The sequence below is a fragment of the Massilia sp. LMS1-1-1.1 genome (assembly GCF_040815535.1).
GTDB lineage: Bacteria > Pseudomonadota > Gammaproteobacteria > Burkholderiales > Burkholderiaceae_D > Janthinobacterium > Janthinobacterium aestuarii.
In genome coordinates, this window is sequence record NZ_JBFPNG010000034.1 from 147,068 (window position 1) to 162,220 (window position 15,153).

Here is a 15,153-nt window from a genome sequence, read left to right on the forward strand (position 1 = left end):
CGTTTCGTGCAAAATTCAATGGGGTCTATTCTACCGCGTCGCGCGTACGGACCGGGTATCCTGCCTGGCCTGTCGGGCTTATAATATCGGCTGTTCAGTCTAAGCCGATCGCCATCATGCAAGCCATCACCCCAGCAACACCCGCCGTTTCCGCCGCCGCCAGCCCGCTGGCCGCCACGTTTGTCAATATCGCCGCGTATAAATTCATCACGCTCGACGATACGGAAGCCATGCGTCCCTTGTATCAGGAGCAATGCCTGGCGCTGGAACTGAAGGGTACGATCCTGCTGACGCCGGAAGGCATTAACATGTTCCTGTCGGGCACGCGCGAGCATATCGACAGCTTCCTCGCCTGGGTGCGCAGCGACGCGCGTCTGGCCGATCTGGAATGGAAAGAAAGCTTGTCTAACGAGCAATCGCACAAGCGCATGCTGGTCAAGCTGAAAAAAGAAATCATCACCATGCGCATGCCGCTGATCAAGCCGGAACTGGGCCGCGCCCCGTCCGTCGACGCGCACACGCTCAAGCGCTGGTTAGATGCCGGCGTCGACGATGCAGGCAAGCCCGTGGTCATGATGGAAACGCGTAACGCCTTTGAAGTGGACGTGGGCACGTTCAACAACACGCTCGATTACCGGATCGACAAGTTTACGGAATTTCCGGCCGTGGCCGCCGCCCACAAGGACGAGCTGGAAGGCAAGACCGTCGTCACCTTCTGCACGGGCGGCATCCGCTGCGAAAAGGCCGCCATCCACATGAAGGAAATCGGCTACGACAGCGTGTACCAGCTCGACGGCGGCATCCTCAAGTATTTCGAGGAAGTGGGCGGCGAGCACTACACAGGCGACTGCTTCGTGTTCGACTACCGCACGGCCCTGAACCCAAAACTGGAACCGACGGAAACCGTGCAGTGCTTCGTCTGCCGCGCCGTCGTCACGCCGCGCCAGCAACTGGCGCCGGAATATGTGTATGAGGTGTCTTGCCCGCATTGTTTTGACAAGAACGGACTCTAAGTCTTCGGGTTGCAGCGCGCCGGACAAGAAACGTCCCTCCGCGCTGCAACCACTGCCTGGATTCAAGGCCGTGGGCAGGAAGCGATGATATCGCCGGCCATCTCCCTGGCGATGTTCATGCGGGAAAACTTGGCCACGAATTGTTCACGACGCGTATCTTGGATCACGAGGCGATCAAAGGCCGCGACTGCGGCGTCAGCGTCGCAGGGATAAAAAACGGCCGCATTCGGTATTTCCTCAGCAACAAATTTCGCCGCATAGCCATCCACCCCCGCCAATACTGGCTTCCCGCTGGCCCCGTACTCGAACAATTTCGAGGGTAGTACTTTCTTGAACGCATCGTAATCGTTCAAATGCACAAACAGGACATCCGCAGCTTGGTATGCTGCGATCAATTCCTGCCGCTTCATCGGTGGAAGGAAGGAAACATTATCGCTACCCGCCTCGCTCAGCGCGCTTTCCAGCGCCGCGCGCCGCCCGCCATCGCCGATTACGGTAAACCGTGCGCGTCCGCGCAAACGCTTAGCCAGCGCGGGCAAGATCAGATGCAAGCCCTGCCCTTCGCCGACATTACCAGCGTAAACAATCGAAATAAGTGGCTCGACAGGAGTGGAAACGGCTCTATCACCCATGCCGATATACAGGAACTCGTCATCAATTCCATTGGTAAAATACGAAAATTTCTGATCTGGATAACGGCTTAAGAAATAGTCGGCAAATCCTGCGGAAATCAGGTTGACCTTGTTGGCACGGCGGATCGTCCACTTTTCCAGCCTGGAAAACACCGGCTTGGCGATACCGGCCAGACGCTTGGGCAAGACATCCTTGATGGTATCGACGAAGATGTCACGAATATCAAGGTACAGCGCAGCGGAACGGTTCCTCGCGATCCAGGCGCCCAGTACGGCCGTCATCAGGCGCGATGAGGTTGCGCAGACCAGATCATACTCTGCTGATTTGGCCAGCTTGATTGCACTGCGGGCAAAGGCAAGGAAGGCTTTCGACTGATCCAGCATGCCGCTCTGGTGTGCAGGCAGGCTAATACGCCGAATCGTCAAGCCAGCGTGCTCTTCAACTTCTGGCGCCACGGCCGAAAATTTGCTGTAACGATTCGGCATGGTCGTAATCACATCGACATGGGAACCTGCTGGCAAGGTAGCCAGCAGGGCATTCGCCAGGGACGCGGCACGAAACGAACCTGGACACAGATCGGGCGTATAATAAAAACTCAACAGCAAAACTCTCATTCATTTTCCTTCTGTTCTACTGCAATAGCGCCTGAAACCATGCCCTCCCAACGATACTCAGGCGTAGGAGTTACCGACGATATCCAACAGCGTCGCGCCAGGTGTCAGCTTGGCGTCAATACCCTTGAAGTCGCTGTGGCGAACCAACAACACAAGGATATCAGCCTGGGCAACGGCGTCTTCAACGGAAACGAGCGCATGCTGCGCAAGTGGACCAGACAAGGCATCAATATTTGGCTCCACCAATAACAGGCGGGCGCCGGTGCTTGCAGCAAATTTTTCTGCAATACTCAGGGCCGGACTTTCTCGCAAGTCATCAATGTTGGGCTTGAATGCCAAACCCAGCATGGCTACCGTCAGCGTCGATTCGGCCCTCCCCGCAGCAACCCGTGCGTCAACAGCCTCTTTCACCTGAGTCAACACCCATTCCGGCTTATGATCGTTCACCTCGCGGGCAGTACGGATTAAACGCGCCTGCTGCGGCGTTTTGTCAACGATGAACCATGGATCGACGGCGATACAATGCCCCCCCACGCCGCAGCCAGGCTGCAGAATATTGACGCGTGGATGGCGATTCGCGAGAGATATCAATTCCCAAACATTAATATCAAGCTTGTCGCTGATCAGAGAGAGTTCATTAGCAAAAGCAATATTCACATCACGGAACGCATTTTCAGCCAATTTACTCATTTCCGCCGTGCGGACATTGGTATGCAGTAACTCACCCCGCACAAAGATGCGATACACATCGGCGGCCAGCGCAGCACAGCGCGCTGTCACACCACCGATGATGCGGTCGTTGGCCACCAGTTCATGCACCACGTTACCGGGAAGTACGCGTTCAGGACAGTATGCCACATGTACATCGACGTCTGCGTCCGCCGCACTGATGGGGAAGCGCAGGTCGGGACGCGCAAGCTGCATCCATTGCAGCATCTGTTCGGTCGTGCCAACCGGCGAGGTCGACTCGAGAATAATGATGTTGCCCTTTTTTAGCACCGGCGCGATCGACTCGGCCGCTGCACGCACGTAACTCAGGTCAGGTTCATGCACACCCTTGAACGGAGTCGGCACCGCGATAAGAAAAGCGTCGGCGGCTTCCGGGCGGGTAGTTGCACGCAAGCAGCCCTCGGTGACAGCGGCATGTACGAGCATATCCAGTTCAGGTTCAACAATATGAATCTTACCGGCATTGATGGTGTCGACTGCGTGCTGGCTAATATCAACGCCAATCACCTTGACACCTCGCGACGCAAACATGGCTGCCGTGGGCAAACCTATGTACCCCAAACCGATCACTGAAATTGAATTGAATTTTTGATTCACTTGATATAACTCCTGTTGAATTTAAAGTGCCGCCGGCTTGGCCGCCTGCTGCACATGATGTGCTAGAAGCGCGTCAATGATACGCACACTCGCCGCTCCATCACCGTACGGATTATGAGCAATACTCATCGCTCCGTACGCTTCCTCATCACAGAGCAACTCAGTGACATTGGCAACGATGCGCTCGACATCGGTACCGACCAGGCGCACAGTTCCAGCGGCCAACGCCTCGGGCCGTTCGGTGGTGTCACGCATGACCAGCACCGGCTTGCCCAGCGAAGGCGCCTCTTCCTGGATGCCACCAGAATCGGTCAATATCAGATAGGAGCGCATCATCAGGAAGACAAATGGCAAGTACTCCTGCGGAGCGACCAAATGTACATTAGAGACACCGCTCAGCAATCGATTTACGGGCTCTTGGACATGCGGATTCAAATGCACGGGGTAGACGAAGTCAACGGTCGGGAATTGCTGCGCCAAGCGTTGCAGTGCGATGCAAATACGTTCGAAACCGCCGCCAAAATTTTCCCTGCGGTGACCAGTAACGAGCACGACCCGCGCATCCTCGCGCAGGAATGGAAAACGTGCGGCCTGTTCCTGGTACAACTGCGACGAGGCTCGCAACTTGTCACACACCATGACAAGAGCGTCAATGACGGTATTACCCGTGACGACGATACGAGCAGCGTCCACGTTTTCCTTCAGCAAGTTGCCACTCGACTCGGCCGTCGGAGCAAAATGCATCTCGGCAAGCACGCTGGTTAGCCGTCGGTTGGCCTCCTCCGGCCAGGGTGAATACAAATTTCCCGTGCGCAAGCCAGCTTCGACATGGCCAACCGGAATGCGCTGGTAAAACGCAGCCAGCGAGGCGCAGAACGTCGTTGATGTATCGCCGTGTACCAGCACGTAGTCGGGACGAAACTCGGCGAATACTTCAGCAATATTCTGCAGAATATCGGTCGTGACCGTATACAGATTCTGGTCCGGGCGCATGATATCAAGGTCAAAATCGGGCGTGATATCGAACAGGTCAAGTACTTGATCGAGCATTTGCCGGTGCTGCGCCGTGACGCAAACCTTGCTATCGATGCCCGGATGTAGGGCAAGTTGGCGCACCAAAGGCGACATTTTAATCGCTTCAGGACGGGTGCCGAATACTGTCAGCACTTTCAATTGTTTCTTCATTGCATCTCCCGGCCTGGCTATATCAGCCTCAGCCTTGTCAAACCGTCTAAAAAATGCAGCGTCAACAACCACCGGTATCCTGTATACCAGCGGATGGAGCGATACGATGCAGGAAAATTAACTATCGACGCCGCCGCACTTGGGTGGCCTCTCCGGTCCACGCCCCGCAAGAGCGGGACACCGCATGCCATATATACGTTCCGAGGACATGTTGCCGGTCTGCGGCGGGCAAGCGTACTCGCCCGAATCAGATACATGCGAGATACACCGATTGGCGCCTCTCACAATCATGAGTCTGGGATGATAACCGTTTACTTCGCGAATAATCAATTGAGATTTGAAACTTGGTCCCCGATTCTTTGATGCAGGAAGTGATCTAAGTGACACAGACTACCTCGAAGGCAGGTATTTGGACCTGGGCATTTTCAACGCAATGCCTTAAAGACAATACACTGCAGAGTGAAAGAGTAACAAGTAAAGGTTGACTTTACACGAAAGGAAAACACGAAAAGTACTTCGTTCTTGCTACAATTTCGAGTAACATATCAAGTCAAGATAGCCGTCATTCTTGCGAGCAATAGTATTGCCGCACACATTTCTATAGCGTATTTGAACTAAGTTGGCACCACTGATGCTATGCCTCCGACACTACAAGCAAAGGAAACTTGCCAGCATGAAATTATTATAGTTAACACAATAAGATCGTGCACTTCGTCCTGACCGCAGGCTTGCAGACTATGTTACGCGGCATGAATATGCAATATGCACTGAAGTGCGCAACGATCTTGCCACGCGCACACCGCTATAGTTAGCCGAGCTGTTGCTTCAGCAATATCGCTCTTGACATCGGTCCTGTTTACGACACACCATTTCCCTGATTGCCATCTGCAGATGGGCCAGTGACAATGAACTGCGCAACAGGGCAATCCGGACAGTTGCCCTCTCTCGATCATGCGGGACTTCGTCAATGCGACAAGAATGGCCGCCGGCTCAATATTACCCTGCAATCGTCGCGCCAAAAAAGTCGGCTGCGATATTATCGGACTTTAATAACTTAAGGGCATAACGAATATGTTTACAAATTCCACCATTCTGGTGACTGGCGGGACTGGCTCCTTTGGCAATAAATTTGTGCCAATGACACTCGCTAAATATAATCCAAAAAAGATTATTATTTATTCTCGGGATGAAATGAAGCAATGGGAAATGGCAAAACGTTTTCAAGGCGATCCACGTATCCGTTTCTTCATCGGTGATGTACGCGATCGTGAACGTCTGTACCGAGCGTTGGATGGCGTCGATTATGTAGTACATGCGGCGGCCACAAAAATTGTTCCGACTGCCGAATATAATCCGTTTGAATGCGTGAAAACGAATATCAACGGCGCAATGAATCTTATCGATGCATGCATAGACAAGAAGGTGCGCCGCGTCGTCGCCTTATCGACAGACAAAGCAAGTAGCCCTGTGAATCTGTATGGTGCGACGAAGCTGGCATCGGATAAATTGTTTGTAGCAGGAAACTCTTATGCTGGTGCGGATGGCTGTCGCTTCGGTGTTGTCCGCTATGGCAATGTGATGGGTTCACGGGGTTCGGTCATTCCCTTCTTCCTATCGATTAAGGATAAAGGCGTACTGCCTATTACCGACCCACGCATGACCCGCTTCATGATTACGCTAGAACAAGGCGTCGAACTGGTCTGGCACGCCTTTGAAGATATGCAGGGCGGCGAAATCTACGTCAAGAAAATTCCGTCAATGAAGGTGACCGATGTTGCCAATGCCGTCGACGATACCTGCACGCAAGAAACCATCGGCATTCGCGCTGGCGAAAAACTGCATGAGCAGATGATTAGTGCCGAAGATGCTTTGCTGACCTACGAATATGCGGAACATTTCAAAATTCTGCCTGCGATTCATAATTGGAGCGAAGATCCGTTCCGCATCAAGGATGGCATCAAAGTACCAGAAAACTTCGTTTATTCCAGCGACAACAATCGCGAATGGATGAGCATTCCTGACTTGCGCTCGTGGATCGAACAGCACAAAAACGAGATCGATAAGGTTTAATTTTCACGCGGCCCCGTCATACTGCCGAACGAAACAACCCGGCATATAGTGCCGGGTACTGTGCAAGCAAGTAAGGAGTTATATTTGAATCCAGTCCCGCCAGGAATGATCGAGCCCCCCCTCCCTTCCAACGCCGGAGTGTTGGCGCGTTTTGGCATAGGTGCCGCCCAGTTTGGCATGTCCTATGGCCGGTTCAATACCCAAGGTATGCCATCGCAGGATGCGGTACGCAACATACTGATTGCGGCACGCCACTTTGGCCTCTCGGTCATCGACACCGCGCATGAATACGGCGCCTCGCAAAGTGTGCTGGGTCAGTGCGCCGAAGAAGCACGACATTTCGCTATGATTACCAAGACGCCGCGCCTGCCAGCCGACTTCACGGCAGCTGACGCACAAACCTTGGGCGCAAAATTGCAAGCTGCGCTGGGGACGCTGCGACGCGCTTCAGTCGATGGCTTGATGGTTCACAACTCGGACGAACTGCTGGCACCTGGCGGGGGCCACGTCTATCAACAGCTATTGGCTCTGAAAGATGCCGGGCTGGTGCGAAAAATCGGCGTGTCCGCCTATACGGGAGAAGTGGCCGAGAAGATCGCAGATCGTTTCCCCATTGATCTTATTCAATTACCAATAAACTGGCTGGACCGACGGCTCATCGAGTCCGGGACGCTGCGCCGCCTTAACGAAAAAGGTATCGAAATCCATGCAAGATCAGCTTTTCTGCAAGGATTGCTCTTGGCCGACCCTGCCACGCTCGCCCCTAACTTCGATAGCGTTCGGCCCGTGCTGACGGCGTTTCGCGACAACTGTACGCAGGCAGGCGTCAGTCCTGCGCACGCAGCGCTGCACCACTTGCTGGGAATACCGGAAATTGCACGTATTATTGTCGGGGTCGAGTCCATTGAACAATTAAATGAATTGTTCGGCAATTTCCCTCCCTCTCCTCCAATTCATTTTGCCGACTTCAGTTGCAACGATGTCCGTATCCTGAATCCCGTATTATGGAACGCGTAAGCATCCGCACGCAACGAACGAGGTAAGGAACACAGTAAAAATGAAAATTGTTGCAATTATTCAAGCGAGAATGGGATCGAGCCGCTTGCCACGCAAGGTCTTGTCCGATATTGCCGGCCGAGCCATGATCGATCGCATTATCGAACGCGTTGCTGCGGCCAGCTTAATCAACGAAATCGTCGTGGCGACGACGCTCAGCAAGGAAGACGACATCCTCGCCGAGCATGTGCAGGCAGGCGGTGTGGCAGGCGTGTTCCGGGGCTCAATGGACGACGTTTTATCGCGCTATTATGAATGCGCGCGCCTGCATGGCGCAACGCACATTGTCCGAATCACCGCCGACGACCCGCTGAAGGATCCGCAGATTATCGACCGCGCAGTGCGCCTCCTTCTCGATGACGCGAGCCTGGCCTATTGTTCGAATACGATTACGCCGACATTCCCCGAAGGTCTCGATGTCGAGGCATTCACCTTCGCGGCGCTCGAGACAGCACACCACGAGGCACAACTGCCTTCCGAGCGCGAGCACGTGACTCCTTATATCTGGAAAAACAGCGCGCTATTCAAGGCGATGAATTTTACCCATGACATAGAACTGCAAGATTGGCGCTGGACTGTGGACAAGCCACAGGATCTCGAATTCATGCAGCATGTCTATACGCAGTTTCAGGACCAGCCGCTGGTTCCTTATCAGGCCGTGATCAAGTGGCTTGAATCGAACCCGCACATTCGCCTTCTCAATGCCGACACCATCCGCAACGAGGGATACTTTAAATCTTTGAAATCAGAGGAAAAATGACGACCACCAAGCAAGCATCCGCGACCGCCGCAAGACTGTATGGCAACGAACTGAAATATGTCACCGAGGTGATAGATTCGGAGTTCAGAAGCTCGAAGGGATCGGGCATGATGCGCCGCCTGGAGGAAGCCTTTGCCGAACGTTTCGACGCCAAATATGCAATTTCCTTCGTCAATGGCACGGCGACCATGCACGCCGCACTGGAGGCATATGGCATCGGCCCAGGCGATGAGGTCATCGTACCGCCGCTGACGATGTCGGCGACGACCTTTGCCGTACTGCAAGCAAACGCCACGCCAGTATTCGCCGATGTCGATGCGGATACCTTCCAGATCAGCGCCGAATCGATCGCCGCGCGCATCACGCCAAAAACCCGCGCCATCATCACCGTGGCCCTGTATGGCATGTCGCCGGACATGGATGCGATCATGGCACTGGCCAAGCAGCACAACTTGTTTGTAATTGAAGACAATGCACAGTGCTTCCTTGGCAAGTACAAAGGAAAAATCGTCGGCACACTCGGCCATTGCGCCAGCTTCAGCTTCCAGAGCTCGAAGCATCTGAGCAGTGGCGAAGGCGGCATGATTATCACCGACGACATTGAACTGGCCGAAAAGATCCGCAAGGTCCAATCTCTCGGCTACGCTGGCGTCGGCGCAACAAAGGCAAAGATTACCAAGAAAGATATTCAAGATCCATACTACTCGCGCCACGTGACGATGGGCTGGAATTACCGCATCCCCGAACTGTGCGCAGCAGTGGCGCTGGCTCAGGTCGAAAATATCGAGCCACTGGTGCAAACACGGATAGATGCTGCGGCACTGTTTACAAATGCAGCCAAGGGTTTTGACTGGTTTAAACCGCAATTCGTCGGCCCTGAATACGTCAATACCTACTGGACTTGGGTGGCGCGTCTCGACCACACGGATATAACCTGGCATGAGTTCCGGGATCGCTTCGTGGAATTGGGTGGCGACGGCGTGTATGCGGCATGGAAACTGACATATCTGGAGCCGATGTTCGAAACCATGAACCTGCTGGGCCGTGAAGATTTCATCTCTGCTGAGAACCGCGCGCAATACAAACCTGGCCTGTGCCCGGTTGCGGAACGCATTGCACCGCGTCTGCTGCAGTTCAAAACGAATTACTGGAATTTAGCTGATGCAGAACGCCAGGCTGAAATCCTGCGCGCCACGCTGCAAAGTTTCGAGAAATGACACCGATGCGTGTAATGGTACTGGGGGCAACAGGATTAATGGGCAGCACGCTCGTGCCATACCTGCGCCAGTGCGGTCATACGGTCGTCACCAATGCGGCCGCTGCGGGCGCACGGGCTGATCTGACACAAGACGATGCCATGCGTACGTGCTTGGACTCGGCAATGCCGGATGCCATCGTCAATCTGATCGCCCTGACCAATGTGGACGAATGTGAGAGGTCGCCGCAGCAAGCCTACCTCGTGAATACCAAGATCGTCGAGAATATTACCGCGTGGATGCGCGACACTGCACGGCATGTCCATCTGATCCATATTTCTAGCGATCAAGTGTACAATGCGTCCGGCCCACACCGGGAAGATCAGGTTGTGCTATCGAACTACTACGGTTTTTCAAAATATGCAGGCGAACTGGCCGCGGCAACCGTGCCGCATACGATTCTGCGTACGAATTTCTTCGGCGTCAGCCAGTGCCCGGGCCGCACCAGCTTTAGCGACTGGCTCGTGCGTGCTCTGCGTCAAGACGAATCCATTACCGTATTCGATGACGTCCTATTCAGTCCCTTGTCTCTCGGGACGCTGGTTTCGCTCATCGAGCAGGTGATCTCACGCTCATTACAAGGCGTCTTCAACGTTGGCAGCAGAGATGGTCTGTCAAAAGCCGATTTCGCCTTCACATTGGCGCAGCAACTGAATCTGTCCAGCGCAAACATGCGCCGCGGCAGCTCCAGTAGCAGCCCCCTGACAGCCTACCGCCCGAAAGATATGCGGCTTGACGTGGCAAAGTTTGAAGCAGCCATGGGTATGCCAATGCCTATTTTACAAAAAGAAATTTATAGCGTTTGTAAGGAGTATGAAAATGCTGCGCGTTAATTCTGAATTGACTATTGATAACAAGACCATCAGCAATGATGGCCCGACGTATTTCATCGCCGATATTGCCGCTAACCATGACGGCGACCTGGAACGCGCAAAGGACCTTATTTACATGGCAGCTGAAGCCGGCGCCGATGCCGCCAAGTTCCAGCATTTCAAGGCGGACACCATCGTCAGCGACCATGGCTTCAAGGCTCTCAGCGGTGACCAGTCGCACCAGTCTAAATGGAAAAAGTCCGTATTCGACGTCTACCAAGATGCTTCCGTCGGCCTGGGCTGGACACCAGCGCTGGTCGAAACCTGTAAAAAAGCGGGTATTACCTTTTTCACCAGCCCCTACGCACTCGATCTGGTTGATGCTATCGATCCCTTCGTTCCCGCGTACAAGGTGGGCTCCGGCGACATCACTTGGGTGGAGATCATTGAGTACATAGCGGCCAAGCAGAAGCCCTATATCCTGGCGACAGGTGCCTCGACAATGGACGATGTGCTACGTGCCGTTACTGCGGGCCTGGCGATTAATCCGAACCTCGCTTTAATGCAATGCAACACCAATTACACCGCAGAACTCGAAAATTTTAAGTACATCCAGCTCAATGTACTGAAATGCTACCGGGAAATGTTTCCGCACATGGTGCTAGGCCTCAGTGATCACACGCCAGGCCACGCAACCGTGCTCGGCGCAGTAGCTCTGGGGGCTCGCATGATCGAGAAGCACTTCACCGACGACACCAAGCGAGTCGGACCTGATCATGCCTTTTCCATGGATCCTGCATCTTGGCGCGACATGGTCGAGCGCACGCGTGAACTGGAATTTGCTCTGGGAACGGGCATCAAGCGCGTGGAAGACAATGAAAGCAAAACCGTGGTTCTGCAACGCCGCGCAATTCGCTTGGCCACTGACTTGCCAGCAGGCACGGTGCTACGCGCCGAGCACCTGAATTTTCTGCGCCCGTGCCCAGCAGATGCATTGCCACCATATTGCATCACACAGGTAATTGGAAAAACCTTGTCGGTCAATGGAGTCGCTGGCCAGCATATCAGCATCGGATCTCTGACGTGACACGGCAGCACGGCGGAAAAATCGCGGCCGTCATTCCAGCATGGAACGAGGCCGCAACGATCGCTCAGGTCATCAGCGGTTTGCAAGGTATCGCCTTGCCAATTGTTGTCGATGACGGCTCATCCGATGACACTGCCGCGCTGGCGCTGCAAGGCGGTGCCGTAGTCGTGCGCCACGGCGTCAACCGGGGCTACGACGCAGCCATTGACAGCGGCTTCGCCGAAGCGGCGCGTCTCGGTTGTGAGTTCGTGATTACTATTGATGCCGATGGTCAGCATGACACGGCCGCCCTGATCGCCGCAGTTGGCATATTGCAGGCTGGCGCCCGGCTCACCGTAGGTGTGCGTGACGTGCAGCAGCGGCTCGGCGAAACCCTGTTCTGCCTGGTCGGCAGGCGCATGTGGGGGATGGATGATCCGTTATGCGGCGTTAAAGGCTATCACATCGATCTGTATCGAAAGCTGGGCGCATTCGATACGTACCGTTCAGTTGGCACGCAATTGGCTATCCATAGCGTCCTGAGCGGCACGCCTGTCGTCCAGTTTCCATTGAAAACCAGGGAGCGCCTGGGCCAGCCCCGTTTTGGAACCACCTTGAGCGCAAATCTGAAAATTGTACGTGCCCTTGCCATTGGTATCTACAGAACCATCCGCCATCGGTACCTCGTTCGCACATGAGTGAACCGCGCACCGGTTCGCAAGCCCCGCTCAAGGCGCGGGCACGCACCTTATTACAGTCCCTGCCCGCCCTCAATTCGCGCGCCGTATTTGCCATCGCTTACGCGGGCAGTGCTGGCGTGCAAAAAGGGTTGGGACTGCTTCTGTTCCTGTGGCTGGCTCACTCGCTACCGGTAGACGCGTATGCGCAATTTGGCCTGTTTTATGCACTACAAACGGGGATCACCGCGTTCGCTATTGCAGGCATCATTGAGTCGGTAGTGGGCATGCTGAGGGACCGTCCCGCTGGGGAAGCACGAACCAGCCTGTTCAGTGCCGCCAACACGGTATTCATGTTGCTAGCTGTATTGTCAACCATATTGACCTTGCTCGGCTACCGCCTCATCGTATCCAGTACGCCAGCATCATGGATGGAACTGCTACTGGTCGCCGCAACGGGCATCATTACCGCTTTCTTTACCCTGCAAGCCCTGCTCACGCGCCTCGAAGAAAAACATTTGGCATCCCTGTGTCTGAATTCGCTACCAGCAGTGGTCGGCCTGCTGGCCGGCTTTCTCGCTTTCGCGGCGATGGGCACAGTACCGGCTTTTTTTGCAGGTACCGCGCTAGGACTGCTATTGTCATTGCTTGCGCTGGCGTGGAAAAAAGTTCCGTCCTATGGTTTTGCACGCCGGGGCGGCGACGTCAGGCTGATTCTGGCACGCATCGCGCCCTTCATTCTGATTGTCCTGCTCGGATGGCTGAGCGGCTACGGCAATACCTACCTCGTTCAATATTTTTTCAACCCCAATGACGTGGCACGTTTTACCTTCGCCTATTCCATCTCGTCGGTCATGCAATTGGTGGCAACCTCCCTCAATCAAGTATGGAGCCCACGTTTCTTCCAGTTGGTGCATGAATTGACGATAGGCGAAGTCGAAGTCAGGAACCAGCAATTTTACCGCTTGCAAGGTCTGGCACTAGGCTTGTTCGGCGGTGTCGTGCTACTCATCCTGCCGCTACTGATGCAGGCCGTCGGCCCTTCGCTGCGCCCCTACCAGCATCTTGAACTGGAAATGTTTTTCCTCTTCTCTGCCTACGCCGTGTCAATCCCGTGGTGGCACATCCAGAATTATTATCTGGTGCATGGCAAGGGCCATCAACTGATGAATATAACACTGGTAACAAGTATCGCGGGTCTGATCGCCTGGGCCGCCTTGATGCTGGCGCTTGGCGTGCTCGGCGTCTACGCTGGATTTTTTGCGATGATGCTGCTGCGCTCGATCGGCGTATTTTTCCACGCCCGCCAGTGGTGGCAGATTCACCTGTTATGGCAAGGACCAGCATTGGCGACATTAATGCTCGGCGGCTGTACGCTTCTTGCCAGCCGACTCGCCCACGCTCCCTGAACCAACCACTTTAGATTGACTAAGCATGGACTATGCAATTATAAAAAAAATTATGCTCGATTGTTTCAAGATCGAGAAAATTCGCTATGATGAGGTGCCAGTACTGACTGTCGCCCACGATAACGACCGCAGCCTATTGCACAAGGGAAAATATTATTCTCCATTGATCGATACAATGGAGGACGACCTGGCCCAACGCGGCGTCGCCTGCATCAGCGTGGCGCGTATCATCTCCACCGTGAAGGGCGAGCTGAGCTATGCACGCGTGTATTCGCCGGAAGGCGCTTTTGCCCGCGCCCTAGTGGTAAAGCGCCTGTTGGCAAAGTTCACACGTGCAGCCTACCCCTATTCGGCGATGGAAGAGCGGATCTGGGGTGACATACTGGATCAAACCAAGGCAAAGAAAGTCTTTGGCATCCAGCCGTCGCGCGAACTATGCGTAGCTTGCCACAAACGCGGCGTATGGGTTGCCGACGTCCAGCATGGCGTCATCGCAGAAACCCACCCATGGTATGGTGCCTCGTTCCGTGCGGCCGATCCAATCGAATACCTGCCGAACGCCTTCCTGTGCTGGGATGAAGGAAGCGCCGAGGTCATCCGCGAATGGGCCGCGCCGAAGGGTGTCGCCACCAATGTGATTGGCAACCGCTGGCTGGCGCGCTTTACCCGTCCAGCAGCTAACGATGCTTTGGTGCGGGAGCTTTCCGCCGACTACCAGTTGCGCACTGTCCGAGATGAACGCAAAACAGTCATGATGAGTCTTTCCTGGGGCTGCACGAATATTCCAAACGGCTTCATTGGAGAGGAACTGGAACAGGTCATCCGCAAGACTGCATCGACTTATCGCTGGCTGCTTCGCCTGCACCCGAATCAGATTCAAGGCTTCGCCACACATGAAGGCCCTAACTTCATCAAATACTTCGACCAATCGCTGCGCGGCTACGCGGAATGGGAACTGGCAACCCGGGCGCCACTACCAGTCGTTCTGCGCGATATCGACTTGCACGTATCATGGAATAGCTCTGTCTGCATAGAGGCGGCACAGGTGGGCATTAAATCAGCGCTGCTCGACCCGAACTTGCGGGCGGATGAATCCAAGGGTGACTATTACTCTTACTATAAAAAGGCCGGTCTGGTCGAGCTCATTTCGGAATCGGAAGCCAGCTTGACCGCCTGGCTCGCGCACAATATTGATAGCAAGCGACCGGCAGAATCCTTTGATGCCTTTGACGAGCGGTACGTACAGTTACTGGATTTTTTGGCGAAATAAGGCAGC

The 15,153-nt window shown here is 54.5% G+C and carries 13 protein-coding genes; 10 read left to right on the forward strand and 3 right to left on the reverse strand.

Going from position 1 to position 15,153, the window contains the following annotated elements; all coding sequences use genetic code 11:
• Window positions 1–116 precede the first annotated feature (116 nt).
• Window positions 117–1,013: a sulfurtransferase gene (locus tag MRBLMS1_RS19450; protein ID WP_485881223.1), complete on the forward strand. Its 897-nt coding sequence runs from the start codon at window positions 117–119 to the stop codon at window positions 1,011–1,013.
• Window positions 1,014–1,075: 62 nt separating this feature from the next.
• Here the strand turns inward: MRBLMS1_RS19450 and MRBLMS1_RS19455 are convergent, their stop codons facing one another.
• From MRBLMS1_RS19455 to wecB, 3 genes are read right to left on the reverse strand one after another with little or no spacing between them, the layout of a single operon-like run.
• Window positions 1,076–2,260, reverse strand: a complete 1,185-nt coding sequence (locus MRBLMS1_RS19455; RefSeq protein ID WP_485881225.1) for a glycosyltransferase family 4 protein — start codon at window positions 2,258–2,260, stop codon at window positions 1,076–1,078.
• Between the two features lie 57 nt (window positions 2,261–2,317).
• Window positions 2,318–3,586, reverse strand: a complete 1,269-nt coding sequence (gene wecC / locus MRBLMS1_RS19460; RefSeq protein ID WP_485881227.1) for a UDP-N-acetyl-D-mannosamine dehydrogenase — start codon at window positions 3,584–3,586, stop codon at window positions 2,318–2,320.
• Window positions 3,587–3,607: 21 nt separating this feature from the next.
• Window positions 3,608–4,771 (reverse strand): non-hydrolyzing UDP-N-acetylglucosamine 2-epimerase, encoded by a 1,164-nt coding sequence (gene wecB, locus MRBLMS1_RS19465; protein ID WP_485881229.1) that lies wholly within the window; start codon window positions 4,769–4,771, stop codon window positions 3,608–3,610.
• Between the two features lie 1,071 nt (window positions 4,772–5,842).
• On the opposite strand from wecB, the gene pseB reads away from it, so the two are divergent.
• The 9 genes from pseB to MRBLMS1_RS19510 all read left to right on the forward strand — a co-directional run bounded on the left by pseB (window position 5,843) and on the right by MRBLMS1_RS19510 (window position 15,147).
• Complete coding sequence (gene pseB / locus MRBLMS1_RS19470; protein ID WP_485881231.1) at window positions 5,843–6,841, forward strand: UDP-N-acetylglucosamine 4,6-dehydratase (inverting); 999 nt, start codon at window positions 5,843–5,845, stop codon at window positions 6,839–6,841.
• An 84-nt stretch (window positions 6,842–6,925) separates the two neighbouring features.
• Window positions 6,926–7,858 carry an aldo/keto reductase gene (locus tag MRBLMS1_RS19475; protein WP_485881233.1) on the forward strand — a complete coding sequence of 311 codons (933 nt, stop codon included), beginning with the start codon at window positions 6,926–6,928 and terminating at the stop codon, window positions 7,856–7,858.
• Window positions 7,859–7,898: 40 nt separating this feature from the next.
• Window positions 7,899–8,657: a cytidylyltransferase domain-containing protein gene (locus MRBLMS1_RS19480; protein ID WP_485881235.1), complete on the forward strand. Its 759-nt coding sequence runs from the start codon at window positions 7,899–7,901 to the stop codon at window positions 8,655–8,657.
• The gene (locus MRBLMS1_RS19485) at window positions 8,654–9,874 is read left to right on the forward strand and encodes a DegT/DnrJ/EryC1/StrS family aminotransferase (RefSeq protein WP_485881237.1); all 1,221 of its coding nucleotides are present in this window, start codon (window positions 8,654–8,656) and stop codon (window positions 9,872–9,874) included. The genes MRBLMS1_RS19480 and MRBLMS1_RS19485 overlap by 4 nt, the downstream gene beginning before the upstream one ends.
• A gap of 14 nt (window positions 9,875–9,888) precedes the next feature.
• Entirely contained in the window at window positions 9,889–10,746 is an 858-nt protein-coding gene (locus MRBLMS1_RS19490; protein ID WP_485881866.1) for an SDR family oxidoreductase, read from the forward strand.
• Window positions 10,733–11,812 carry an N-acetylneuraminate synthase family protein gene (locus tag MRBLMS1_RS19495; RefSeq protein WP_485881239.1) on the forward strand — a complete coding sequence of 360 codons (1,080 nt, stop codon included), beginning with the start codon at window positions 10,733–10,735 and terminating at the stop codon, window positions 11,810–11,812. The genes MRBLMS1_RS19490 and MRBLMS1_RS19495 overlap by 14 nt, the downstream gene beginning before the upstream one ends.
• Window positions 11,809–12,489 carry a glycosyltransferase family 2 protein gene (locus tag MRBLMS1_RS19500; RefSeq protein WP_485881241.1) on the forward strand — a complete coding sequence of 227 codons (681 nt, stop codon included), beginning with the start codon at window positions 11,809–11,811 and terminating at the stop codon, window positions 12,487–12,489. Before MRBLMS1_RS19495 ends, MRBLMS1_RS19500 begins: the two co-directional genes overlap by 4 nt.
• The gene (locus MRBLMS1_RS19505) at window positions 12,486–13,877 is read left to right on the forward strand and encodes a lipopolysaccharide biosynthesis protein (protein WP_485881243.1); all 1,392 of its coding nucleotides are present in this window, start codon (window positions 12,486–12,488) and stop codon (window positions 13,875–13,877) included. Before MRBLMS1_RS19500 ends, MRBLMS1_RS19505 begins: the two co-directional genes overlap by 4 nt.
• Window positions 13,878–13,902: 25 nt before the next feature.
• Window positions 13,903–15,147: a hypothetical protein gene (locus MRBLMS1_RS19510; protein WP_485881245.1), complete on the forward strand. Its 1,245-nt coding sequence runs from the start codon at window positions 13,903–13,905 to the stop codon at window positions 15,145–15,147.
• The last annotated feature ends 6 nt before the right edge of the window (window positions 15,148–15,153 follow it).